Source organism: Hominimerdicola alba, assembly GCF_900112155.1.
In the GTDB taxonomy this organism is placed as follows: Bacteria; Bacillota; Clostridia; order Oscillospirales; family Ruminococcaceae; genus Hominimerdicola; species Hominimerdicola alba_D.
Genome location: NZ_FOKQ01000001.1, coordinates 170265 through 196522 on the forward strand (window position 1 = coordinate 170265; position 26258 = coordinate 196522).

17 protein-coding genes and 3 tRNA genes are annotated in these 26258 nt (G+C 46.5%); 13 read left to right on the forward strand and 7 right to left on the reverse strand.

All coding sequences use genetic code 11. The features are described 5' to 3' along the window. Window positions 1-135: 135 nt before the first annotated feature. Window positions 136-918, reverse strand: a complete 783-nt coding sequence (locus BM265_RS00725) for a helix-turn-helix transcriptional regulator (RefSeq protein WP_074959572.1) — start codon at window positions 916-918, stop codon at window positions 136-138. Window positions 919-1529: 611 nt separating this feature from the next. On the opposite strand from BM265_RS00725, the gene BM265_RS00730 reads away from it, so the two are divergent. The 13 genes from BM265_RS00730 to BM265_RS00790 all read left to right on the forward strand — a co-directional run bounded on the left by BM265_RS00730 (window position 1530) and on the right by BM265_RS00790 (window position 18396). Then, complete coding sequence (locus tag BM265_RS00730; RefSeq protein WP_074959573.1) at window positions 1530-2255, forward strand: leucine-rich repeat domain-containing protein; 726 nt, start codon at window positions 1530-1532, stop codon at window positions 2253-2255. A gap of 146 nt (window positions 2256-2401) precedes the next feature. Next, window positions 2402-3934, forward strand: a complete 1533-nt coding sequence (locus BM265_RS00735; RefSeq protein WP_074959574.1) for an asparagine synthetase B family protein — start codon at window positions 2402-2404, stop codon at window positions 3932-3934. 152 nt (window positions 3935-4086) lie between these two features. Then, window positions 4087-4162 (forward strand) — tRNA-Pro (locus BM265_RS00740). 42 nt (window positions 4163-4204) lie between these two features. Beyond that, window positions 4205-4278, forward strand: a tRNA-Pro gene (locus BM265_RS00745). A gap of 28 nt (window positions 4279-4306) precedes the next feature. Further along, window positions 4307-4382, forward strand: a tRNA-Pro gene (locus BM265_RS00750). A 68-nt stretch (window positions 4383-4450) separates the two neighbouring features. Beyond that, complete coding sequence (locus BM265_RS00755) at window positions 4451-4702, forward strand: DUF6171 family protein (RefSeq protein WP_024857074.1); 252 nt, start codon at window positions 4451-4453, stop codon at window positions 4700-4702. Window positions 4703-4887: 185 nt separating this feature from the next. Further along, complete coding sequence (locus BM265_RS00760) at window positions 4888-5994, forward strand: ATP-binding protein (RefSeq protein ID WP_074959575.1); 1107 nt, start codon at window positions 4888-4890, stop codon at window positions 5992-5994. Further along, on the forward strand, window positions 5955-8372 hold the full coding sequence (locus BM265_RS00765) for a DUF5682 family protein (RefSeq protein WP_074959576.1): 2418 nt from the start codon (window positions 5955-5957) through the stop codon (window positions 8370-8372). Before BM265_RS00760 ends, BM265_RS00765 begins: the two co-directional genes overlap by 40 nt. Continuing rightward, on the forward strand, window positions 8369-9520 hold the full coding sequence (locus BM265_RS00770; RefSeq protein WP_074959577.1) for a VWA domain-containing protein: 1152 nt from the start codon (window positions 8369-8371) through the stop codon (window positions 9518-9520). The genes BM265_RS00765 and BM265_RS00770 overlap by 4 nt, the downstream gene beginning before the upstream one ends. A gap of 4 nt (window positions 9521-9524) precedes the next feature. Continuing rightward, complete coding sequence (locus tag BM265_RS00775) at window positions 9525-11342, forward strand: SWIM zinc finger family protein (RefSeq protein WP_074959578.1); 1818 nt, start codon at window positions 9525-9527, stop codon at window positions 11340-11342. Between the two features lie 18 nt (window positions 11343-11360). Continuing rightward, on the forward strand, window positions 11361-14708 hold the full coding sequence (locus BM265_RS00780) for a DUF4132 domain-containing protein (RefSeq protein ID WP_074959579.1): 3348 nt from the start codon (window positions 11361-11363) through the stop codon (window positions 14706-14708). A 175-nt stretch (window positions 14709-14883) separates the two neighbouring features. Further along, a complete protein-coding gene (locus BM265_RS00785) occupies window positions 14884-15360 on the forward strand; it encodes a MarR family winged helix-turn-helix transcriptional regulator (protein WP_074959580.1) in 477 nt (158 codons plus the stop codon). A gap of 3 nt (window positions 15361-15363) precedes the next feature. Further along, window positions 15364-18396: an ABC transporter ATP-binding protein/permease gene (locus BM265_RS00790; RefSeq protein WP_074959581.1), complete on the forward strand. Its 3033-nt coding sequence runs from the start codon at window positions 15364-15366 to the stop codon at window positions 18394-18396. Between the two features lie 92 nt (window positions 18397-18488). On the opposite strand, the gene BM265_RS00795 is transcribed toward BM265_RS00790, so the two are convergent. The 6 genes from BM265_RS00795 to BM265_RS00820 form a co-directional block, all read right to left on the reverse strand. Beyond that, window positions 18489-21053, reverse strand: a complete 2565-nt coding sequence (locus tag BM265_RS00795) for a transglutaminase domain-containing protein (RefSeq protein WP_074959582.1) — start codon at window positions 21051-21053, stop codon at window positions 18489-18491. 536 nt (window positions 21054-21589) lie between these two features. Beyond that, complete coding sequence (locus BM265_RS00800) at window positions 21590-22690, reverse strand: DUF6688 domain-containing protein (RefSeq protein WP_074959583.1); 1101 nt, start codon at window positions 22688-22690, stop codon at window positions 21590-21592. Window positions 22691-22783: 93 nt separating this feature from the next. Continuing rightward, window positions 22784-23542, reverse strand: coding sequence for a DUF6688 domain-containing protein (locus BM265_RS00805; protein ID WP_143098640.1), 759 nt, complete (start codon window positions 23540-23542; stop codon window positions 22784-22786). A gap of 326 nt (window positions 23543-23868) precedes the next feature. After that, window positions 23869-24591 (reverse strand): GltB/FmdC/FwdC-like GXGXG domain-containing protein, encoded by a 723-nt coding sequence (locus tag BM265_RS00810; protein WP_074959585.1) that lies wholly within the window; start codon window positions 24589-24591, stop codon window positions 23869-23871. Further along, the gene (locus BM265_RS00815; RefSeq protein ID WP_074959586.1) at window positions 24588-25823 is read right to left on the reverse strand and encodes an NAD(P)/FAD-dependent oxidoreductase; all 1236 of its coding nucleotides are present in this window, start codon (window positions 25821-25823) and stop codon (window positions 24588-24590) included. The genes BM265_RS00810 and BM265_RS00815 overlap by 4 nt, the downstream gene beginning before the upstream one ends. A gap of 5 nt (window positions 25824-25828) precedes the next feature. Continuing rightward, window positions 25829-26257, reverse strand: a complete 429-nt coding sequence (locus tag BM265_RS00820) for a 4Fe-4S dicluster domain-containing protein (protein ID WP_074959587.1) — start codon at window positions 26255-26257, stop codon at window positions 25829-25831. Window position 26258: the final 1 nt, after the last annotated feature.

The window sequence follows — 26258 nt, forward strand, 5'->3', positions numbered from 1 at the left end:
CGGTTAGAAATAGCGGGTAGTCATCATTTCGCAGATGCATGAATTTTGATGACCGCCCGCTTTTATCGTTAGTTTGATTTTCTCTTATTGTTTGCTCTGTACGCAGGCTTGATGCAACGAAATCTCGCTATTTGCTTATTGCTCCACGCTATGCCGATACTTCAGCGGAGTCGTCCCAAATATCTTCTTGAAACTCCTTATGAAATTCTCACTGCTGCTGTAACCGCATTTCCGTGATATCTCCTCAACGCTCATATGAGTTTCTTTCAGCAGGGAAGCCGCCAGCTCCATGGTTATCCGCTGTATATCCTCCCCCGGAGATACCCCGAACTGCTTTTTATACAGCACACTGAAATGACTGCGCGTCATGAAGAAAGCCTCAGCCATACGCTCCACTGACCATTCTCCGGGCGCAGAAATTACCTCTGACCGTATCTGTCGCAAACGTTGAACAGTCAGATTATCCCGCTTTGCTTTCGGGCTGATATCCACACGGTTGATACACAGCTCGTCTATCACACATCGCAGAGCATCAGCCATTTCGCGGCTGTGATCTATCATAACATCGGTTAGCCACCATGTGATGCGCGAAATACTCTCGATGAACTTCCAGCTGGGCTCAATGTAGAAAACCTTGTTTATTGGAAGTCTGCTGTTTTCAAGAAGCCTTTCGTCGTCATATGTGAATTTTACATAGTCGTTTGTAAATCCGCCCTTAAGAGACTTGTAGTCCACAGGCTTGTCAGGCGGGAATATCACGCAGGCGTGTGGTTCGGTGATGATGGTGTTTCCATTAAGCAGAAGCTCCACAGGATCGTGAAAATGCACCAGCATATAGCATGGCTCGCCCGGTATATTTATATGGAAGCTTTCATGCTCTGTGCGGTCGTTGAAAGCTCCCCAAATCTTAATGCTCATATATTGCTCCTTTCAGGTCAATGATAAACCTGTTATAATGTTAGTATAGCATACAAAATGATAAATTTCAAGCTTTTAAAAGTGGAAAAATAACGAAAGATCATGACATACTACGAAAATCGGGAACAAACTGAACGTTTAATGATAAATTTTCGTCTTCCAAAAACGTTTTCGTAACATTGCTGGATAACTTTAATTAGAAAAACATTCAATAAGTTAGGGGGCTTTATTATAGAATATGTTAAGCTACGATTATCATTTTTATAGATGAAAACTCTGGCGAATGAATCAATTGCAAATCCGGATCATTTAGAAAATGCCAATTTGATAATGCTGTTGGCTTGTTTTGCTCGGAATAACATTCATAAAAAAACAGTGAAAATGATAAGTTTGCTTTTTAATGGATTATAGCATATATTAAATCGTCGTCTTTAACATTAACAGGCTTTATTTTATGTTTGTACTGTTAAAATGTTTTTAATTCCATTGACAACCAACTGTTGATATTGTATAATAATTGTAATATTATAATGTCGGGTTAATCAATGATAAAATGAAGATAAATAAAGCACTGTGCAGTTTTTTGGTGACAAAATACGGAGGAAGATAATATGGCATTTGAGATAGAAAATGGCGTTCTTGTTGGCTATATTGAAGAAGAGGGCGTTTCTGATATTGTAGTTCCCGATGGTGTTGTTGAGATAGGTGAAGCTGCTTTCGGCGGCTGCAGCACTCTCAGACATGTCAAACTGCCCGATGGTCTGCAGGTGATCGGTGACTATGCTTTCGGCTGCTGCCGTCATCTCAGGACAGTGAATATCCCTGATACAGTAAGATCTATCGGCGCCACCGCCTTTTTCAGCAACAAAAAGATGGAGCCTATGCCTATCCCCGAAAGTGTAAGAGAGATAGGCGAGCACGCATTTACTGATACTTCCGTACTTGCAGGCAAAAAGAGATATGCTGTATATGCATATCAGATGCTGGCAGATAAGGATAGTTTTTTTGAGCGTGCGATAATCGAATCTGAGACTAGCGGCGATGCTGAGTTTGCCGCCCAGAAAATGGCACATCATCTTATGGGTACAGGCATTGTGGGCGATAAGGTGAATATGCTTGCACTGGATGGCTCCAGACCCAAGGAGCTTACCGATGATGAGTATGATTACAGGGTAGCTTCCATCCATGCTTCAAATGAAGCCTATAAGATATGGCTCATCGATGAGGATAGCTGTTCACAGTATTCTAATGACACCCTGAAAAGGATGTTCAACGAGAACATGGATCACTTCATCAGACACTACTGCCACAAGTTTGTCATTGATTCAAGAAAATGATATTTTCAACAACATAATGATTTTACGGACACTTCTGCTTTTGGGCTGAAGTGTCTTTTTGCTGAAAATTTTTCACCCGCACTTGCATTTATCGGCTGAGCATGGTATAATATATAAGTATATATTAATTTTGAGAGGTGTAATCAATGATAGAATTAAACGAATACAGAGGTCATATACGCAACTGGCGTCAGCTTTGCGAAGAGCTGGGCATTGACAGCAGTCTTCCCCGCGCCGAAAGAGAAAAGGCTATCGTGGTAAAGGCATACGAAAAGTGGGGAACCGCTGTGGCAGACCATCTTTACGGTATGTTCGCTTTCGCCGTTGAAAATGACGGCGAGATCTTCTGCGTCCGCGACCATTTCGGCACAAAGCCATTTTATTATTACGAGACCGCTGACGGCAGACTGCTCTACGGCACCACTATCCGCCGTATAATGGAGCAGGAGGGCTTCGTCAAGGAGCTTAACGAGAAAATGCTCCAGATATACATGACCCTGACCTACGTGGCAGGCGAGGACACTTTCTTCAAGGGTGTGAAGAAGCTGATGCCCGGACATTATCTTGTCCACAAAAACGGAAAGACTTCCATCACCCGCTACTGGCATCCCGAGTTCCGTCCCGATGAGAGCAAGTCTCTAGAAGACTGGGCTGACGAGATACATACCACCATACAGAATATCTTCCCTGAGGTCAAGGAAGATGGAGAGATCGCTGAGAGCTTCCTTTCCGGCGGCGTTGATTCTTCCTACGTTCTGGCTATGTCCGATGCTCAGGTGACAGATTCCTGCGGTTACGACGAGGAGCGTTTCGACGAGAGCGGACTTGCAAAGCAGACCGCTGATATCCTTGGCAGAAAGAACAACCGCTGCAAGATCACTCCAGAGCAGTATTTCGATATCGTACCCTACGTTATGTATAATATGGAGCAGCCCCTTGGTGATGCTTCCGCTATCGTGTTCGCCATCGCCTGCAAAGCTACCGCCGAGCATACAAAGCTCTGTTATTCCGGCGAGGGCGCTGACGAATTCTTCGGCGGATACAATATGTACCGCAACGCAGAGCGCTACGGCGATAATCTCAAGACCTTCTATGTGGGCAACACCAACATTATGAAGGAAGATGAGAAGCAGCGCATACTCAAGCACTATGACCCTAACTATCTGCCAATAGACCTGGTTAAGTATATCTACGATGAGACCGAGGGTCTTGACCCGCTGACAAAAATGTCCGATGTGGATATCCAGATATGGCTGGAGGGTGATATCTACCTGAACGTTGACAAGATGAGCGAAGCCGCAGGTCTGGAGATAAGAATGCCCCTGACTGACAGGAGAGTATTCGATATCGCTTCACGTATGCCCTCACGCTTCAAGGTAAACGAAGAGAAGAACAAGGTGGCATTCCGTACCGCAGCTGCAAAGGTACTGCCCGCTGAGATAGCATTCCGCAAGAAGCTGGGCTTTGTCGTTCCTATCCGCTTCTGGCTCGCTGATGAGCGCTACAACGCTGATGTAAGGGCGAAGTTCAACAGCGATATGGCTGCGAAGTTCTTTGACCTTGATGAGATCAATGCTATCTATGCTGATTATGTCGGCGGAAACTCCGATAACTGGCGTAAGATCTGGACGATATACACATTCCTTGTATGGTATGAGGAATATTTCGTAAAAAGATAATTGTAAATAGTTTGAGAACGGAGTGTTACAAAACGCTCCGTTTACTTGCTTTTATCGGAAATCACGCAGTTTCAGCTTGCGAGAACTTTTCAAAAAAATCTGAAAAAAGTTCTTGACAAATCGACACTGATATGCTATAATAATTAAGTCGTCGGGGTGTGGCGCAGGTGGTAGCGCGCTACCTTGGGGTGGTAGAGGCCGTGGGTTCAAGTCCCGTCACTCCGACCAGACTAAAAAACAGACCGCTCATTTTGGGCGGTCTTGTTATATCGAGGTGTGGCTCAGTTTGGTAGAGCGCTACGTTCGGGACGTAGAAGTCGCGTGTTCAAATCACGTCACCTCGATTCAACTAATTAAATATAAACGATTCGTCGGGGTGTGGCGCAGGTGGTAGCGCGCTACCTTGGGGTGGTAGAGGCCGTGGGTTCAAGTCCCGTCACTCCGACCAGTAAAAGACCGTTCATATGGGCGGTCTTTTTTATATATAATCAGACTGAAGAACATACGGAGGTCACTATGAAAATAATCTGCAAAAAATGTCTGCTGGCGGATATCGACCGCGATGCTTACACCGAAAAACTAATGGAGTATATCGCCGCCGTTCCCGAGGATAAGCGTGTGGACGAGGAAGAATATCAGCGCCGACTTACACTGTGCAAACAGTGCGAACAGCTTTCAAACGGTATGTGCGCTGTCTGCGGCTGTTATGTGGAACTCCGTGCGCTGAAACCCGAACAAAGCTGTCCTGGGGAAGGCAAATACTGGTAAATAAATAGCTTTTTAACTGTTCTCTGTTTTTGCGGAGAGCAGTTTTTTATTGCCACGAACATTTCTTTTTAGTACAGAAAGTTGTACTGCATTTCATTTTTTATAAAAATCTGTTGTAATCTGAAATTAAATATGGTATAATCAATGCATGGATATTTCGTGAACAACTAAGGAGGACAAGTCTTATGGAACAAAACTATATAAAGCCACCCGTGGAGATCAGATATGCCGATGAGCTGAAGACACTGCGGGATAACGATAATGGCAAAAAGCCCGAAAACTGGCTGCTTTCACCTAAAGCAGTACGCACTTTCATACTCGGCGGGGAAGTTGATACCCCCGAGGGAAAGGTCAAGATACCACGTAAGTTCTATGGTAACGATGCTCTTGTTGAAAGATGTATCATAACTCTGGCGGGTAGCCGAGGTCTTATGCTGGTTGGAGAGCCGGGTACAGCAAAGACCATGCTCTCAGAACTTCTTTCAGCAGCCTGCTGCGGAGTGAGCACCAATACAGTTCAGGGCACCGCGGGTACTACCGAGGACATGATAAAGTACAGCTGGAATTATGCTCTGCTCCTGGCAAAGGGACCCTGCCGCGAAGCACTTGTTCCCTCGCCACTGCTTGTGGGCATGGAAAAAGGCATCTTCGCCCGCTTTGAGGAAATAACCCGTACTCCTGCTGAGATACAGGACAGCCTTATTTCCGTAATGAGCGACCAGATACTCAATATCCCAGAACTTGGCGATGAGGGTCTTGTTCAGGCGAAACGCGGCTTCAATATAATAGGCACCGCAAACACCCGCGATAAAGGCGTTAACGAAATGTCAGGCGCTCTCAAAAGACGATTCAACTTTGAAACAGTCGAGCCCGTCAGCGATGTCAGCCTTGAAAAGGAGATCATTATCCGTGAAGCAGAAAATATGGCTAAGGCTGGTCATATCGACTGCCCCGTAGATACCGATGTTGCCGAACTTCTTGCAGTTACATACCACGAACTCCGCGAGGGCAAGACATCTGAGGGCACAGTGGTGGAAAAACCTGCCGCTGTCATGAGTACCGCCGAAGCTGTGTCTGTTTATTATCAGACTATCAGCCACGCATGGTATTACGGTGATGGCACAGCTGATCTTGGCATACTCACCGAGAATCTTCTCGGGGCGGTGTGCAAGGAGAATAAGGACGATCTCGAAAAGCTGAAAGCATATTTCAGAACAGCAGTCAAGGAGAAAGCGAAAAAGGTTGGTGGCGCATGGAAGGAATATTCAAAGACAGCCTCTTTGCTGAGATAACAGGTGAAGCAGGGGAGCTTTTAAAATATGATACTTCTGGGGATCTTCTGCTTTTTCCTGTAAGGCACCACAGCCCCGTGTGTTCATATCAGATTCTTCGTGCGGTGGAAGAATTCTCACCAACTGCGATACTGGTTGAAGGTCCCGAAAATGCCAACGGTCTTATCCCTGTGCTGACCGATGAGCGCACTGAACTTCCTGCGGCATTTTACTACTTCTACAAGGACAAAAAGAAGCTGGTCAGCGAGGACGCAGAGGATTACAAGTGCTACTACCCGTTCCTCTATTCCTCCCCCGAGTTCAACGCTCTCGCCGCCGCTGCCGCTAAAGGCATACGTGCGGCATTCATCGACCTGCCATATTGCGAGATACTTATCAACACAGCAAAGGGCAAAGGTCTGCGCACCGAGAAAGAAAAGCACAGCTATACCGATGACACCCGCCTTATCCGCTCGAAGTTCTATAAAAAGCTATGCGAGAAAACAGGCATACGCAATTTTGAAGAGTTCTGGGAGAAGTATTTTGAGATAGAAGGTCTTAAACTCACCCCAGCCGAATTCTGTAAAAATATGCACACCTATTGCGTGCTGACCCGCGCACAGGAAAAGGATTCCGAGCTTGAAGCAGATGGCACCCTCGCCCGTGAGCGTCATATGGCTTTGCGCATAAAAGAAGCTCTGGACAAAGGCGAAAAAGTCCTCGTGGTCACAGGCGGACTTCACAGCTTAGGGTTGGCAAAGCTGCTTAAATCGGGAAAGATCAAAGCTGAAAAGCTCCACAAAATGACACCCGATATTCAGGGTTCTTTTCCCACCGCATATTCCTACGAAGCTGCAGATGCGCTACACGGTTATGCTTCGGGCATGAGATTTCCCGCTTTCTACGACGGTATAATGAAGCGCATCGTGAACGGCGCAGACCCTGCGAATGTCTATAATGATGCCACTCTTGAACTTCTTATCAAGACCGCCAAGGAAAGCTCAAAAAAGGATATCGCCATTTCCATAGCCGATATCACCTCAGCCCAGACCGTAATGAACGGTCTTGCTGCCCTTAGAAATGTGAGCCAGTGTGGTATCTCCGAGCTTGCTGACGGTATCACTTCAGCGTTCATCAAGGGCGAAAAGACCATATCTTCCGCCATGCCTCTGGATATCATGAGGCGCCTTGCAACAGGTGACGGCATCGGTCATATCGGCGATAAGACCCATGTTCCGCCCCTTGTGGCAGACTTTGAAAAGCAGTGCGATATCTTCAAACTCAAATACGCAAGCGTTATCCCGCAGGAAGCTGATGTACCCCTTTTCCTGGGGGAAAGAGGGCTGAATCTCAGCCGCTTTATGCACAGGATAACTTACCTTGATACAGGCTTTGCCACCCTCACAAAAGGTCCCGACCTGAAACGAGGAAAGGACAGGAGCCGTGTGCGGGAGCTTTGGAAGTACCGCCGCACTCCTCAGGTGGATGCCGCACTCATCGACCACACCACTGACGGTTTCACCATCGAGGAAGCCTGCACCAATCTGGCGGCACGCGCCCTCACGGAGCACCGCAGATGTCAGGACGCGGCACAGACCGCCATCGACTGCTTCCTAATGGGCATACCACTTACAGGTCATCAGAAAGAACTGCTTTACGATATAGTTTCCGAAGACGGAGATTTCTTCTCCATCGGCGAGGGTCTGCGCTGTTTTGCCAGACTTTGCGATCTGCAAAAACTGTACGAATTTGAGGACAGTTCTTCTTTCGCCTGCCTTGAAAAATGTATGTCAAGACTTATCCCCGCCCTGCCATCAATGGCTAATTCTCCCGAAGAAACAGCCTCTGATGTAGTGGACGTTATGCGCCGGATGTACAGCCTGACAGGCAGTATGCTTGAAAACTGGCGCGATACCCTTGAGGGCGCTCTGCTTACTCTGGTGGGATCCAAGGACAAAAACCCCGAAGTCTACGGCGCGGCGATGGGTCTGCTATATGCTCTCGAGCCTTCCCGCCGAAGCGCCGCCGAGGACGCTATGCGCGGCTTTCTGCAAGGTTCCGAAAAGGTGCGTATGCAGGGTGCGGATTATCTCAAAGGCTTGTTCTGCACCGCAGGTGATATCGTCCTTGCCGATGACTCTTTCCTGTACATGACAGACGAGCTGATAACAGGCTTTGAAAGGGAAGACTACCTTGAGATACTGCCTTCCATGCGCCTTGCATTCTCCTATTTCACGCCATCGGAGATACAGTCCATAGCAAAGGCTGTGGCAGGCATACACGGCGTTAAGGACAAGGATATAATCTATGGCGATACCATAGACGAGGGCTTGTTCGAGTTCGGCAAAAAGCTCGACAGCCTTATCACAGCACGGCTGAATGGAGGTGAGATGCAGTGACGGAAGATGAACGCAGAGAACTTTCGGTGAACCGCTGGAGACTGGTTCTGGGCAGTCAGTCTGACCGTGACCTTGAATTTTCGGGTACTCCCTCAGAACTCCGCGCCTTTGCGGATATGGAAGACCTTCTGGATTACCTTTACAGCCGTTCATCGGGTGACGATGTCCGCGAAGAGGGAAGCAGGTCGGGAGGCAGGGGAGATTCTACCCTTAGTGCCGCTAAGTGGATAAACAAAGTCCGCGAACTTTTCCCGAACAAAACAGCAGACGTTCTGGAAAAGCACGCCCTCGATGAATTCCACCTTACCGAGCTTCTCACCGATAAGGAAGTTCTTGAAAAAATGACACCGAATATGGACTTGTTAAAGACCATCATGCAGCTGCGCCACCTGATGAAAGGTGAAGTCCTTGAAACAGCAAAGCGCATAGCCGCCAAAGTGGCAGATGAACTCCGCGAAAAGCTGGAAAACAGCGTCAGACAGTCCATACTAGGCAGGATAGACCGCAACAGCTCCAGCCCCGTGCATACGGCGAGAAATCTGGATTTCAAAAAGACTATCCGACGCAATCTCAAAAACTATGACAGTGAGAGTGGACAGCTTATGCTGAAAGAGATTTACTTTTCCAATCGCGTTAAAAGGTACAGCAACAAGACTGTCATTATCGCCGTTGACGAAAGCGGCTCCATGGTGGGCTCTGTGATATACAGCGCTGTAATGGCGCAGATAATCTCTAAACTGCCCTTTGCCGAGGTCAAGCTGGTCATATTCGATACCAATATAGTTGACCTCACAGGTCAGGCAGAAGACCCTGCCGAAGTACTGATGAGCGTACAGCTGGGGGGCGGCACTGATATCGGCAAGGCGATGTGCTACTGCGAAAAGCTGATAACAGCCCCCTCACAGACAGTTGTGATATGCGTGACAGACCTCTACGAGGGTGGCCCCGTAAATACGCTGATGAACGTCAGCAGAAATATAATAACCAGCGGTGCAAAGCTCAGCTACCTTACCGCTTTGGATGAAAACGCAAATGCCGCATTCGACAGGAACCTGGGTCAGCGGCTGGCAGATATGGGCGCTTTCGTGGGCGCTCTTACCCCCGACCAGCTTGGGGATTACGTAGGCAGGATATTCAGTGGGGGGTGAAAGCTTGACAGACGCAGTTAAAGAAATACGAAAACTCATAGCTTCAGCTGATGAGGATACCCTTGTGAACCTTGCCAACAAAGGCACATATAAACGCGCCTGCAAAGACGCTGAGGGAGCCCCCGCTGACTTTACCGAGACAGATGACAGCATAGTTCTTGATTTCGGCGGCGAGACTGTAACCATTAAATCACCTCTTGAAAAGAGCACCTGCACTTGTCCGTCAAGAGCCGTTTGCAGACATATCGTTGGCGCTCTCGTGGTGATGAAAGGCGTAATCCCCGCAGATGAAGCCGCCGCTCCCGAACCCGTGTTGGAGACTGCCGCGGCTGAAAACACGGCAGAGGAAATTTCCGCCGAGACCGCAGAAGTACCCGCACCCGAGCCTGTACCATCAGAGCCCGAAACGGTGTATCTCTCCGAAAAGGACACAGCTAAAGTACGAGCCTGTGCTGAACTTTGCAGAGGGCTTTTAGCAGATATCCTCGCAGACGGACTTGTGCGCACCCCTGCGGATATGCCCGCAAGGATAGAGGCCGCCGCAGTGAGATGCCACAGCGTAAAAGCCGCCGCGGCAGAAAAAATAATGCGCGAGATAGGCGGCAGGCTATCGGATTATACCGAGCGCCGCGCAGCTTTTGACCTGAGCAAATTCACCGAAAGGCTCATGAAATGCGATGAGCTTCTCCGTGAGCTTGAAGAAAAAAAGCTCACCGAAGATGACCTGGGCGAGTTCAAAAGAAAGTATACAACACTCGACGGTGAGCTTTCTCTCATGCCCGTAGGTGCCCGTGATGTTGATATCGGTGATTATGTTGGGGAGATATACTACTTCCTTGATGTGAATAAAACATCGGGCAGGAACTTCCTTACCGTGTCCGATCTAAGACCAGTTTTTTACGAGAACGAAAAAAAGCGCCGCAGAACTCCATCGGTATGCCCTTGGGATCTAGCTGTCCCTCTTAAATCGGTGATGAAGAACAGTCTGGTGCTTTATAACGCTAAGATAAGCGATGATAAATTATCGACTTCCGCCGAGACCAAGGTCATGAACAAGTCAAAGGTCAGTCTGAATTCTCCCGAGGTCTATGACCTGATCAAGGATGATTTCAGGGAGATAGCCTCTGCCCTTGACGAAGCGGGCGACCTTGAAACGGACAGGCTCTTCTTTGTAAGACCCACCGCCTGCCTTAGTCAGCGCTATGATAAGTACGATCAGCAGTTCATAATGGAAATCGAGGATGTTAACGGCTGCCGAATAAATATCAAGGCGAAATTCCGCGCCGAGACCAAGTCTTTCATCGAGACCCTTGAAAAGATAGGCAAGCGTATGCTAGACGATAAGGACACCTGCTTCACCCTGCTTGCGGTGGCAGGCATCGAAGACGGCGAGCTAACTCTCTTCCCCATAGAGATATACGATTTCATCGTACCTTTTGAGTGCAGCGGCTATAAGCTCCCCGAAAAATATGAGGGCGCAGCAGCCTATGCAGGCTACGCGGAAACTCTGCTGAACCTGTTTTCAAAACTCAGGGAAATGATGAGCGCTATCCTGCACTGCGGACTTCGTTCCGAGATACGCGATGATGACAAGCTGGTAAAATATGCCGAAAACTGCGGCATGAAAGGTCTTGCAGAACTGGCAGTAAAAGTTATCGAAGGCGCTTCAGCCTTCCGCCACAGCACAGGCGGCAATGCAAGAGAAATGCTGTTGAGCATGGAAAAGCTCTCAGACTATATAACAACAGGTGAGGGACGGCTGCAAACCATCAGCGCATTGTCACGTATGCAGCCCGATGATATTCGTGAAATAAACTCATAAACGAAAGGAGATTTTAAAATGATCTACGGTGATGTTTCTGAAAGCATGACAAAGCTTGCCTCTTACTTGACTGAAAGGGGCATGATAAAAAGCAACGAGGAGATATTTGTTAAGTACATGGATATGGATTCTCCCCGTGATGACAGCCTGCTGAAAAAAGTAAAGATGACATCTGCCTACGGAAAGAGTATAACTTCATTTACCAATTACTCACTGGCAGTAAAAAAATGGATAATTAAGCCGCGGGACAGCGAGATAAAAAGCAGGTTCGTGTGCTTCCTATGGGCGGCATTCGGTGCAAGCTGTGTGGCAAATATGATGGATGTTGTAAACAGCTATGAATCGGTCAAATACTACGATGTACTGCTTGAATGCCTTACACCCTGGGCCGGTGAAACGACAGCAAAGCTGTGGGCAACAGCAGGTGCTTCCATATTCGCCATACTAAGGGCGAATGAAAGCAAATTCGTGGCTGAGGGACGTTCCGCTAATGAGATAGCAGCTATTGCAGACTTGGTATGCGAAACTAATTATTGGGCAGCAAGGGTAATGTACGCTATGGCTCTTGATAAAGCAGATGAGAAAGAGGACGCTGTCCTCATAAAGAAGATAGTAAACTATACGGCAACAATTAATGAACCCAAGCCTGTCCGCAATTCCGAGGGCTGGGAATATACCGTCCTGCTGGGTGAATGCCTGCGCTTTTCTGACATGGGAAAGGCTAAATTCTCCGAGCGCTGTAAATATGAGGTAAAAAATCTCCCTGATTTCGCTCTGCGCCACTTCTGCCCTAAATTCCTTGATTCTCTGGATAAAGAACCTGCGGCAATCAAAGGCGGATATCTCAGATTTCTCGCTGAAAAGCATAGTGTGCCTGTACTGCGCCCTCATCTTGAATATATGCTTAAAGAGCATACCGATATTTTCACCAATACCATGCTCCACGATGTTAGCGTAGGTGCTGCCAAAAATATGGCTGAAATGCTGAAAGCCAACGGTCTGCCCTGTCCCGATGTACTCAGTGCTGTCCGTGAAAAGGCTCTGACCATAGTAAGCAACACCCACCGCGACGATGCCACCGATATCATCGAGTATATCAAGGGCAACAAGCCCATCGAGGAAGTTCTGGATAAAATGCTGGATGCTCCCACTTCAAGGGGCATGAGCGATACTTTCGACTATTTCCATGATGTTGGTGCAGACGATTTCTTCTGCCGCTTTTATGCAGCCGAAATGACTGTTAACGCAGGCTACAGCAAGTCGTGGTTCACCGAGAGGGCAACAGGTCTCGACTATGGCAGAAATGTAAGTGAAGGCTTTGACTGCCTTGTAAAGGCAGGTCTGCCCATGAATGCTATCCTCAGCTGTACAGGCGATTATATCGATAATATGTACTCCAAGAAAGATGAAACTATCGCAAAAACAGCCGCCGAAGCCGCCAAGCACAAAGACCTCCTGCTCAAAACAGAGCTTTCAACGCTTTCTGCTATTGCCAGACAGATAGGCATTATGGCATACGGTTTCGACTCTGAGCTGTTCAAGGATAAGCTGTTTGCTTCTGCTGATGACAGCAGCAAGGCAGTTAAAACAGCCCTTGCCAAGATACTAGGTAGTCAGCCCGCGTGGAAAGATGATATCATCGAGCTGCTCTCAAAGAAAAAAGCTTCCGCCCGTGAACTTGCTCTGGCATCTATTGAGAGACAGGGCAGTGCCGAATATAAGGAAGCACTTGAAGCCGCCTTTGAAAAGGAGAAATCCGCAAAGATAAAGGATAAGATAGCCGTACTGATAGGCGCGGCTGTTTCGGGTGATACCACAGGCGGCGCACCTCTCTCCGCAGTTGATACCGTTGAAGAACTGACCAAGGGTGGCAAGGCAAAGAAAGTAGCGTGGGCATTTGAGGGCTGTAATTACTCCGTACATAATGCAGACGGCAGTGATGTTGAGCAGAAGTATCTTGAAGCTATGCTGCTCTGCTACGCGAATATGAGCGAACTTGGTGTCAGTGCCGCCGCAAACAACCTTGCCGATAACCTCAACACCCGTGAACTCAACACCTTTGCACAGAATGTTTTCGGCAAATGGGTAGACCTTGGTGCACAGGCAAAGACCAAGTGGGTGCTCTATTTCGCGGCTATCCACGGCGGTGAAGCCATGGTGGATATCCTTATGCAGTACATAAAGCAGTGGGGCGAAAATTCAAGAGGCGCTATCGCATCAGAAGCTGTACGTGCTATGGCACTCAGCGGAAGCACCACCGCCCTCATGAACGTTGACGGTATGTCACGCAAGTTCAAAAACAAGATGGTTCGTTCCGCTGCGGCAGATGCTCTCAGCAACGCCGCCAAGGAACTTGGTCTTACCACCGAGGAACTTGCGGATAAGATAGTACCCGACCTGGGCTTTGATGAAAATATGTGCCGCGAGTTCGATTTCGGTCCCCGTCAGTTCAAGGTATATCTTGGCACAGGCAATACCCTTGAGATATTCTGCGGCGATAAGCAGGTGAAGAATCTGCCCAAGCCCGGAGCAAATGACGATGCTGAAAAGGCAGCAAATGCAGCCGCTGATTTTAAGGAGATGAAAAAGCAGCTGAAGACCGTTGCCACCAACCAGAAAGCCCGACTTGAAAGCGTTCTGATGAATGACAGAAAATGGTCGATCGAGGGCTGGAAAGCACTCTTTGTTAAGAACGCAGTTATGCACGGCTTTGCAACAGGTCTTATCTGGGGACTTTACGATGCTGACGGCAAGCTGATACAATCATTCCGCTATACCGAAGAGGGAAGCTTCAATACAGTAGATGACGATGAGACAGAGCTCCCCGAGAATGGTCAGATAGGTCTTGTACACCCGCTGGAACTCACCAAGGATGACATAGAAGCATGGAAAGAACAGCTCTCCGATTACGAGATAGAACAGCCTTTCCCACAGCTTGACAGAAAGATCTATACCATGACCGACGAGGAAAGAGAATTCACTGAGATACTCCGCTTTGAGGGTATCGAGCTCAACAGCCTGTCCCTCATTGGCAAACTCACCAAGATAGGCTGGTATAAGGGCTATGCAGAAGATGCAGGATTCTTCTACTACTTCTGGCGCGAGGATATCAGCAGCCGCGAGAATCTGCCCGACGGTACCACCGTAAACAATGGTGTCCATGCCGAGCTTGCTTTCTCAGGCGCAAGCATAGTCAACTACGATTTCGAGGGCGAAGATGTCTCCATTGAAAAACTGGAACTCCATCGTCCCAATGCAGACCACTACCGTTCCAAGCCGATAAAAGTCGGTGAGGTAGGTGACAGATATTTCAGCGAGCTTATCATGCAGCTGACTGCCGTTTTAGGCACTAACGAAGAAGAATAATATTATCATAAGTCCGACAGCCTTTGTGAATGTTGTCGGACTTTTTGCATATTATTTACATAGAATTCACAAACGCAAACGTTTGCGTTGTTGACAAATCAACTTAGATGTGCTATACTTCACGATAGGTTGAGAAATCAACCTATTTGACTTTTGTACAGAAAGGGGCGATAGATTGGACAGGTCGCTGCTGGAAAATCTGGCGGGGCTGATGATACATAAGGGTCATTATTTTGCCAGGATATATTCCTGTATCCCCGCATCAAAGGAACTGAATATCTCATCGGCGGTATGCTTAGGTATCATCAACGGTACCGAGGGCGGATGTTCTGCCACTGAGCTGAAAGAGATGTCCTGCTATGATAAAGCGCTTATCTCCAGAATGCTGACGGATATGCAGAATGACGGGTATATAATCCGCAACCCCGAGGATAAGGACAAACAGCGCGGTATGCGCTATATCCCAAGCGAAAAGGGAAAAATACTCGGTGATATGCTTTCGGTGGAATTTCTGAAGATATCTTCGGAAGTTTCAAAGGATATCCCGAAGGAAGACCTTAAAACTTTCTATGAGGTCAGCTGTAAACTTATAAACAATCTCGGCGAATATGCCGGAGAGCTAGAAAGTGTTAAATTAGAGAAGGGAAAGTAATGTATGTTAAGTTTGAATAACATCACCAAGGATTATGAGGTCGGTGACAGCAAGGTCAATGCCCTCCGCGGTGTCAGCATCGATTTCCGTGAGAACGAATTTGTTTCCATACTGGGACAGTCGGGCTGCGGCAAGACCACTCTGCTGAACATCATCGGCGGACTTGACAGGTATACTTCAGGTGACCTGAATATCAACGGCAAGTCAACCAAGGATTTCAAAGATGCCGACTGGGACAGCTACCGAAATCACTCCATAGGCTTCGTATTCCAGAGCTACAACCTGATACCCCACCAGACGGTGCTTGCAAACGTTGAACTTGCGCTGACTCTCTCTGGCGTATCAAAGGGCGAAAGAAGAAAAAGGGCGGTGGAAGCCCTTGAACAGGTTGGTCTGGGCGACCAGCTGAACAAAAAGCCTAACCAGATGTCAGGCGGACAGATGCAGCGTGTGGCTATAGCAAGAGCACTTGTAAACGACCCAGATATCCTGCTTGCCGATGAACCCACAGGCGCACTGGATACCGAGACCAGCGTACAGATAATGGAGATACTCAAAAAGATCTCCAAGAACAAGCTGATAATAATGGTAACCCATAACCCTGAGCTTGCCGAGCAGTATTCATCGCGTATAATCAGGCTTCTGGACGGTAAGGTTACCGATGATACCGACCCGTTCAAAGCGGATATAAAGGCTGATAAAAAGTCTGCTTCCGAGAAAAAGGCAGAGCGCAAAAAGCTGAAAACTTCAATGAATTTCCTTACAGCACTCTCCCTCAGCCGCAATAACCTGATGACCAAAAAGGCGAGAACTCTGCTGACTTCCTTTGCGGGTTCCATAGGTATTATCGGTATCGCACTGATACTTTCAATATCCAACGGTGTGCAGATCTATATTGATCAGGTGCAGTCGGATACCCTGTCCACATTCCCGCTGACTATCGAAAAGACTACCACCAGTCTCAGCGAAATAATGGATACCATGGCTGAAGCCCGCGATGCTGAGCCCGACCACGGTATGGATAAGGTATACTCACAGAATCAGATGGCGCAGATGATAAATACCCTGATGCAGGAGACAAAGGTCAACGACCTTGAAAAGTTCAAGACCTTCCTCGATAACAATGATGAGATAAAGAAGCTGACCACTGATATCAAGTACAGCTATGCAACCAAGCTCAATGTTTTCAAGGCGGATACTTCAGACGGCGTTTATCAGGTAAACCCCTCACAGGTACTTCTTGATATGGGATACCTCAGCGATACCCAGATGATGGGAATGTCCATGAGCAGCTCAATGGGCATGGGCAGTATGGATGTATGGTCTGAGATGATTGAAAATGAAGACCTCATCAATGCCCAGTATGATGTAGTTGCAGGACGTATGCCTGAAAACTACCAAGAGGTAGTGCTGATAATAGATAAGCACAATGAGATAAACGATTATATCCTTTACTCCCTGGGTCTTCTTGATTCCACCGAGATAAACGGTATAGTACGCCGTGCAGTTATGGGCGAAGATGTAAAGCTGAAAAACGAACAGCACAGCTATACTTATGATGAACTCCTTGACCTTGATTTCATGGTCGTACCTTCCACTGATCTTTACCGTAAAAAGGACGGCATTTGGGAGGACATGAAAGAGGACGAGGCTTACATGACTGACGTTGTAAACAATGGTCTGAAAGTCAGCGTTGTTGGTATCATCCGCCCAAATGAGGATGCTACTGCGACTTCTCTCAACGGCGGTATCGCATATAAGCATGAGCTTATGGAGTATCTCGTGAACGAAGTCAAGAACAGCGAGATAGTTAAAGACCAGCAGGCTTCACCTGATATCGATGTTTTCACAGGTCTTAAATTCAAGCCCGAAAACCCTGAGCCAGAGGATGAAAATACCAACGAGGAAAACCCCACCTCCGCTGAAACTGTTGACAGCACTCAGGCAGATAAGACAGATCTTATGGCGGGACTTACCGATGAACAGATCACGTCACTGATGCAGGGTCAGAAGCCCGAAGGAATGAGCGATGAGGATTTCGCAGCACTGATGTCGCAGGTGCCTTCCGAAGTTCCTGCTTCTGAACAGCAGCCTCAGCTCACCGATGAACAGCTTGCCGCACTTATGGCAGGTCAGCTCCCCGAAGGTATGACTGAGGAAGAAGCTGCCGCACTGATGGCTCAGGGCGGTACACAGCAGCAGATGTCCGACCTCACAAATATGGGCATGGACGCAATGTCGGGGCTGGATATGAGCGCTATGCAGAACGGCGGCAGCGGAAGTCTTATGGGCGGTCTCACCGACCAGCAGAAAGAGTTTCTTGCAAGCCTTACAGATGAACAGCTGGAAATGATGCAGAACATGATAACCGAGTCTGCAAAGGATAACGCAGATGCTCTGGCAAACAGCGGCAAGTATTCAACTTCCACCTACGATGCAAATATGCTCACCCTTGGTTATGCAACTCTTGAAAGCCCCAGCGGCATCAATATCTACCCCAAGGATTTCGCCGCTAAGGAGCGCATAGTTGAGATAATCGATGAATACAACGCTGAAGCTGAGGATTCAGCAAAGATAGAGTATACCGATATCGTGGGCAAGATGATGTCTTCTGTTACCTCTATCATCAATGCGATAAGCTATGTGCTGATAGCATTCGTAGCTATCTCACTGATAGTATCATCTATCATGATAGGCATAATCACCTACATCTCCGTTCTCGAAAGAACAAAGGAGATAGGCATACTGCGAAGCATAGGTGCTTCAAAGCGCGATATCTCCCGTGTATTCAATGCGGAGACTGTAATAGTAGGATTTGTAGCGGGCATGCTTGGCGTAGGTCTTTCCTACCTGCTGACCATACCCATCAACATTATAATCGCACACCTTACCACCGTACCCATGAGGGCATCGATCCCCGTTGCGGCGGCGGTGATACTGGTAGCGATAAGCATTGTTCTTACTCTGCTTGCAGGTCTGTTCCCGTCACGTATCGCGGCGAAGAAAGACCCTGTTATCGCACTCAGAACAGAATAAAAGCTATGGAGCTGTCCCTTTGCGGACAGCTCTTTTTTGCATCAAAAACTCGGGGACGATATTCCACCGTCCCCGAGTGATATTTTTAGTTGTCAGCTAAGATAATTCTGTACTGCCTTATTGTAGTTGTACAGCGCCCTGACAGTGCTGCAAAGCTGTGCCTTTGAAGAATCATTCTGATAGTGGAGAAGTGTTTCATAGACGTAAGTCATTGGGCTAAGTGTTACTTTGCCGCCGTCTGCAAGGATGACATTGAACGTGTTTTCAAGCTTTTCAGCTGTGATATCGGGTATCTCAACATAGTTCATTCCCGATGCTGTGCCTGTAACAAATGAAACGTTCCTTCCTCTGCTGTCTGTCACTCTGCATCCGCTTACACTGCCTTTGAAATACAGCCTGAGAGCCGTATTTGAACGAAGCAGCAGGGATTGTCCGTAGTACACAGTGCTTGTGCCGGCGGTCACTGAAGGTGCAAAGATCTTAACATCATTAGCCGTCAGGCCGGTCACTGTTTTATCGGGTGCACTGCCATCAAAGAAAGCCTTGGCATTATCGCCGTAAATTTTTACCGATTCAGCAAGGGCTGCAAGCTTTTGGTCGCTGCTGTTACTGAGGACGTTGAGGTAATCAGTGGGGCTGTAATCAATGCTCTTTACAAAGTCCTTATCATTCATCAGTGAGAATTCAACATTATTGCCGCTGCCGTTGCCGAAGCTGATGTTTACCTTTTCATCTATATCCTTGACGGACATATAGAATGTTGCCTTGTATCTGCCGTTTTCATCAGGAGTGATATCGCTGAAATTTATCCTGGTCTCACCAGTGTTTGCGATGATGTTGATATAACCGTCATTTACGATATCATATTCGGGTTTGAAGTAAACATTAAGACCTATGCGGCTGCCAAGGGTAACGCTGAAACCCTCTATAAATGTGGTGTAGACCTTGTATTCAGCTTTGATCTCGGCGTTGCCTGCAATTGTAACTGTGAGAGAACCGTCGGAATCCTGTTTATAATCCGAGATATTCACAAGTGAATATTTTGATACACCAAACTCATCACGCGGCTTTACAGTGACCTTCGTGCCGCTGTAATACTTTCCGTTGACTGCGGGTTTATCCGAACCGACGATCTTGAGCGCCTCGGGGATAGTGAGCGTATACAGCGAAACTGTCTTGACATCGGTGTAAGTTCTTCCACCAAACTGAGCAGTGGCTGTATAGATGAGGTCGCCGCTGCTGTTATATGATGAAACGATATTGGCATTGACTGTCTGGGTATCGGTGCAGCCGTTACACTTGAAAGTTGCTGTGGCTCTGCTCATATCCTCAGACCAGTTCCATGTGGGGGTTGAAGAATAGCTATGCTCATGTACGGGGGGAGTATAGGGTTCATCGCCCAGGTCATACACAGCCGAGTATGTGAGAGTTCCCGAATCATTTGGTGAAGACTTGTATACCGCATATACCTTACCATTATCGATATAGCAGCCGTAAATGTACTTACCGGAGGGTTTGCTTGGTCTTACAAGAACGCCGCTTTCTGAGGTAGCTGGGTCTATCCAACAGATTGAATCGGGGGTATTATAGTATAGCTTGCTGCCGTGCTTGAAAAGTCCTGTATAAATGCCCATCCAGTATCCCTGGCTTCCGGCCGACCATACCATGTTATCAAGCCTTGAAACGGTAGTCCGTTCAAGTTTGCCGCTGTTCTGACCGAGAACGATGTCTAGCTTGACAAGCTGTCTGTCACGGGTGTTTGAGCCCTCATAAATCGCATACAGCTCGCCGTTCAGCTCTACGATGGCAGTATCCAGGTCATTTATGCCCGAGTTATCAAAGTATTTATCATCGGGATATATGCTGTCATAATCATAGTGAGAGTTATCGCTTTGCAGGGCGGTATCGCTCAGTCCGAAATATGTGTGGTGAACTCTGCCGTTGACATTTGGGGTAGGGTCGTCCCAGGTTATGTCGATATTGAAATATCTGCCCGGGATAAGCTCGGCTTTCAGCCACTCGTGGTTCATCGAGTCAGAGAAAACTATCTCGGAACGTATGCCGCACTGTGAAAGGAGGTAGGCATAGACCTTTGAATATAGATCGCAGTAGCCGACTTTTTCCAGCATCAGGCTGTAAGTATCTTTGTTTGCCACGTCGGGTAACTCATAAGCCACATCGTTTACAATGGCATCGTGGAGGACGATGGCTATTTCAAGGTTTGACATACTGTCATTTACCAGTGCGAGATACTTGTCAGCCTCGTTATAGAACTCAGCCAGCATACTCATTGCTGTATCTTTATCATACGAATAAACGGGGCACATCTGGGTGACATATGTACCATTGTGATAATAGCGAGTGGATCTCCAATAGAAAAGCTCGGGATAATTAGCCTGTACTGCCATCTGAAAATCACTGATATCGTCCGAATTTGCCCTGAGTCTGAGTGCGCTGACATCTATTAATTCGGTGGTGTAGGAAAGTGCGGCTTCACCGACTTTCTTTATATAGTTCTCACGGGCTTCCATAACGCTTTGATTATAATCTATCATTGAAGGATCAGTCTGTGTTGCCGCCCATGCCGGGATAGAAGTAAAAGCCATACAAACAGCTGCAGTGAGGGCGGCTATTATTCTTAGCACTGGTTTTCTCAATAGTTATACCTCCTTAAAATATTGTTAATAGTATATAAAAATATCTAAAATACTACTTATATTATATCATATTTGTGCAAGAAAGTCAATGTGACAAATACAGATAAAATGGTTATCAAATATGGTTATAACCTACAATTCATACGCTATTTTCTGATACTTTTCGCCTAATTTGTTTCTGCATTTTGAACGATAATATTCAATTGTCAAGCTGCTGAACCGGTACAGTATAACACGCCTCCCGGGTGTGCCGTAGTCACAGTGGGTGGCTGCCTGCCATCGTGCGTATCGGTACTATCTATGTAAACGGCATTCAGCCGGTAAAACCTTTCTTACTAACAGTGTATTTAATGAAAAAGTTGTACGTTTTTGTACAACTCTTGCAGAAATATGTCCGGGTTAAATTTAAAAACAGTTGTTTGTACAATGTTTTCGCGTAGGATATGTATGATATGCACAGAGTTTTATGCATGAAAAAAAGCCCTTGATAATGCTGTGCAGCATTATCGAGGGCTTTTTGTTTTCGGGGTCACATATTAATTTTTACTTGGTTCAATGTACTTATATTGTCTTGCTATCCGCTGTTCGGGACGAAGATCAAAGGCATAGAGAAATATAAGAAATGCCCATTCCAATGGTTTCATGATAATGTATATTATATCTGCTCTGGCAGGTGATGTGATCTTTCGTGACAGCGGATAGCCGTGTGTATTATAAAATGTTCTGATCTTTTTGTGGAATTTCGGAGTTTTCACTTGTATCAGTTCTTCAAAAGCGTTTGCGATACACAATTGACGATTAACTACTATGGTTTCATTACGTCTTGTACCTAACCTGAGAGGTTTTACAACTTTACGATGTCCGCCTGCGGCAACAGTACACAGATAGTGCCCGTCATAATCCACAGGAGGGGGTGGTATCTGTTTTGAAAATGTCCAGTCTGCGGTTTCGGTAAATGCTTTGATGGGTGCATCAAATCCCTGACCCAAAAGCACGAATATCAGCTCGATCAAAGCTACAAGGAAGAAAAAGGCAATAAATATCAGGATTGAATATTTAGACAGACTATCTACCTTATTAAGTAAACGGTCGGCAGTTTTATTATCTTCATTTTCGGTCAGCCTGTTTCTGAAAAGTTCGACTTGTTCTTTCATATGTCTATGTATTACCCTTGCTGACAAAAGCAGGATATTGGCATGGTACAGATATAGCAAACAATCTATATCACCTTTTACATTTACAAGGAGCTGGCAGGCATATGCTATCTGGAAGATATTCAGGATCATCACTGCACCTATAGACAGTGCGGACAACAGCGGCGGAAGTTCACTTGCCTTATTATACAGCAATATAAAATATCCGATAAATCCGAAAAGAACTATAAATTTAATAAGCCAATACTCAGATGACAGAATGTTGTGATGTTGTAATGTATTGATCACCTCATACCAATCACCTGCAGGTTCAAATTCAATATCTAATAAAAGGAAATACAGCATTCCTCCGATTAAAATAGTGAGAGTTGATGTGAGTTTTTCCTTCTTTGGTTTATCTGCTATGCAGTTATATACATTACACCATGTAAGTATCCCGGGAATAATAAAAGCTACAATGCCCACAATAAGCAATCCTAACATGATCAAATATTTCTCCTTAATATAGTTTTACTGAAATGTGTTCCTTTATGTTTTTTTGCCAGTCTGAGGCTACATTAATCGATATGTGGTACCTTACTTCAAATAAGGCGGTTTTATATACTTTGAGAATTTCCAATCTGCTGTTTCTGTAAATGCTTTAATGGGTGCATCAAGTCCTTGTCCAAGAAGTACGAATATCAGCTCGATCAAGGCAACAAGCAATAGAAATACAACAAAAATAAATAATGAATATTTCGACAGACTATCTATCTTATTGGATATATGACCGACTTTTTTATGATCTTCATTTTCGGTCAGCCTGTTTCTGAAAATTTCGACCTGTTCTTTCATATGTCTATATATTACTCTTGCTGACATAAGCAGGATATTGGCATGGTACAGATATATAAGTTTATTTGAATCTTGGAGATGTACGCTGATCTGGAAAGCATATGCGATCTGAAAGATATTCAGGATTACCACTGTGCCTATAGACAGCGCTGATAACAGCGGCGAAAGTTTATTTGCCTTATTATACAGCAATATAAAATATCCGATAAATCCTAAAACAACTACATAATCGATAAGCCAATACTCAGGTGAAAGAGTTCTGTAATAAAAAGCTGAACCGTTATCGCCTACGTCTAGGCTTATATTAAATAAAAGATAATAAAATACCGCTCCCAATAAAACAGTAAGAGATGATATAAGGTTTTCTATTTTTGAATCATCTGCTATGCAGTTAAATATATTCCAGATAGTAAGAATTAACATGATAGTTTTAAATATATCTACTATAAAAAATATATCTCCAATTATAAACTCCAAAAACACAAATAACATCTTATTCATAACTCCTTAAAAATCGTTTTACTGATAGGCGATCCTTTTTGCATGTTCGTATTATAACACATCAAAACTCGTTTGTCAATACGAAATTATTGAAAAACAGAAAAATAGTATTGCAATACAAATATTATATATCGTTTTGCAATTTGATATCCTGCTGTGCCTGATTGCTGAATATCAGGCTGAGAAGTGCTGTACTGCGTGGAAAGGTTTATTCCGTAGTTTTGGATATATAGCAAAAAGCCCCGCTCTCAGGGGGTGAGAGCAAGGGCTTTTCGATATGTGTTGATTCTTATGGGCTAAACAATGTTGGTTAACAGTGATGACCATCAGTTTGCAACGTACATCTGTCTGTAGGGGTTGCTGCTGTCGGGGGTAACGACAGTGAAGGGGTGGTCAAGTACCTCGTCTAGTTCGTGACCGAAGTAGACGCAGAATCTTCTGAGATAGTGAGATATCTCCTTGAGATCATCTTCGGTAGCGGGGCGGGCGTGTACCTGATGGGGGAAGTGGATACCCTTGCAGTCGGAACGCAGGAACATTTTTCCGCCGTGCATACCTGTGGAAGGGAAGTTGCCGACTATGGGCTTATCATCGCCGTTAAGACCAAGTACGACGATAGTTCCGCCTGCCTGATATTCGCCAAGGAAGCTGCCTGCACGTCCGCCGATGATGAGGGCGGGCTGCTTATCCTCATAGGCTTTCATATGTATGCCCGAACGGTAGCCTGCATTGCCCTGAACATAGATATGTCCGCCGCGCATAGCGTAGCCCACAGCGTCGCCTACGTTGCCGTGGATAACGATGGTGCCGTCGTTCATGGTATCGCCTACGGCGTCCTGAGCATTGCCCATTACCTCTATCTTTGCGCCGTTGAGGTATGCGCCGAGGGCGTTGCCAGGGATACCGCTTATCTTCAGTGTCATATTGGAGATGCCTGCGGCGATGAATCTCTGTCCGAGACAGTTGGTTATTGTACAGCTGCCGTGTACCTGTCTTATGGATTCGTTGAGCTCTTTATAATCGAGCCCTGTTGCATTTATATTCATCATACCACACCTCCGAGTTTTGTTTTGCGCTTATCATTGGAGAAGATAGCCAGTGACGGCATTTTCTTGACCTTTTCGGTCTCTTCTTCGTCAAGGACTGTCTTTTCGCGTACAAGAGAAGTATAGATACCTGCTCTGTTGACATCGCCTATGAGCATATAGCCTGCGAGCTTGCTGTCCTTGAAATACAGCCTTTTTATTCCCTTATCGGTGCGCTCCTCGTATATCTCGCCGTCTTCGGGATAAGCACCTGCCGTTGCGCAGTGGAGACCGAAGAAACCTATGGAGTTCATGGGGATAGAGTCGGTCATTTCGGAAGAGCCGCCTGCCATATTTATGCCTGCGCATCTGCCCTGCATATAGGCATTGGGCAGGATAGCCAGTACTCTGTTTGCGCCGATGGAGCTGTCATAACCCTCGGCACAGTCGCCTGCGGCATAGATATTTGCTGAGGTGGTCTGCATTTTGGTGTCGATGATGATGCCTCTGTTAGCGTCACAGCCTGCCTGCTTTGCAAGCTCGGTCTCGGCTCTTACACCTACGGCGAGTACGAGGATATCGAATTCCACCTCGGAACCGCTCTTCATATAAGCCTTGTTCTTATCGAACTTAACAGCGGTATCGCCCAGCATGAAGCTTACACCGTGGGATTCCAGTTCTTTCTGCATATATGCAGCGCACTCAGCATCGAGGATAGAGGAGAGAACTCTGTCTGCAAGGTCGCAGACGGTTATACTGCCAACTCTTTCAGCGATACCCTCGGCACATTTAAGACCGATAAGACCTGCGCCGACTATCAGCACGCGGGATTTATCTGTGAGTGCCTTTTCAAGTGCAAGAGCGTCATCAAGTGTCATGAAGGAATATTTAGCCTTCACCTTATCGAGACCCTCAAAAGGAGGAACGAAAGGGGAAGAGCCTGTACACATACAGAGCTTGTCATAACCGAACTTTCCTTTGCCTTCCAGAACTGCTACCTGCTTTTTGGTATCTATCTTTGCGGCTTTGCCGTATACTACATTGACTTTATTCTTCTCGTAGAAATCCGCGGGGCGGTATTTCATTCTTTCGAGGTCTGTTTTGCCCTCGAGCAGATAGGATATAAGAGGACGGGAGTAAACGTGGTGCTCTTCGCTCGAGATAACGGTGATAGCACCTTCGCTGTCGATGCTCCTGATACCCTCTATGCAGCCGACTGCGGCTGTTCCGTTTCCTATGATAACATATTCAGCCACTTTGCTCACCTCTCCTCATAAACTATGGCATTGTTGGGGCATCCCTTTACACAGGCGGGAGATCCGCAGCTGTTTGCAAGGCAAAGCTCGCATTTCTGTGCTGCACCCTCGGGACCTGCTGCTACCGCGCCGTAAGGACATACGAGAACGCAGGTAAGGCAGCCGACACACTTGGTCTTATCGATCTTTACTGTACCGTCTTCTATGGATATAGCACCTGCTATACAGCTCTTTACGCAGAGGGGGTCTTTACAGTGGCGGCAGGAAACCGCATAGGTTATGCCCTCGGATTCTTCGATGTGTATGCGTGGGAAGATATCCTTGCCCTTCAGCGCTTTTACCATATCGGAAAGTCCTGAATTGGCATAAGCGCAGTTATATTCGCAGAGGTGGCAGCCAAGGCACCATTCCTCGTTAACAAATACTCTTTTCATC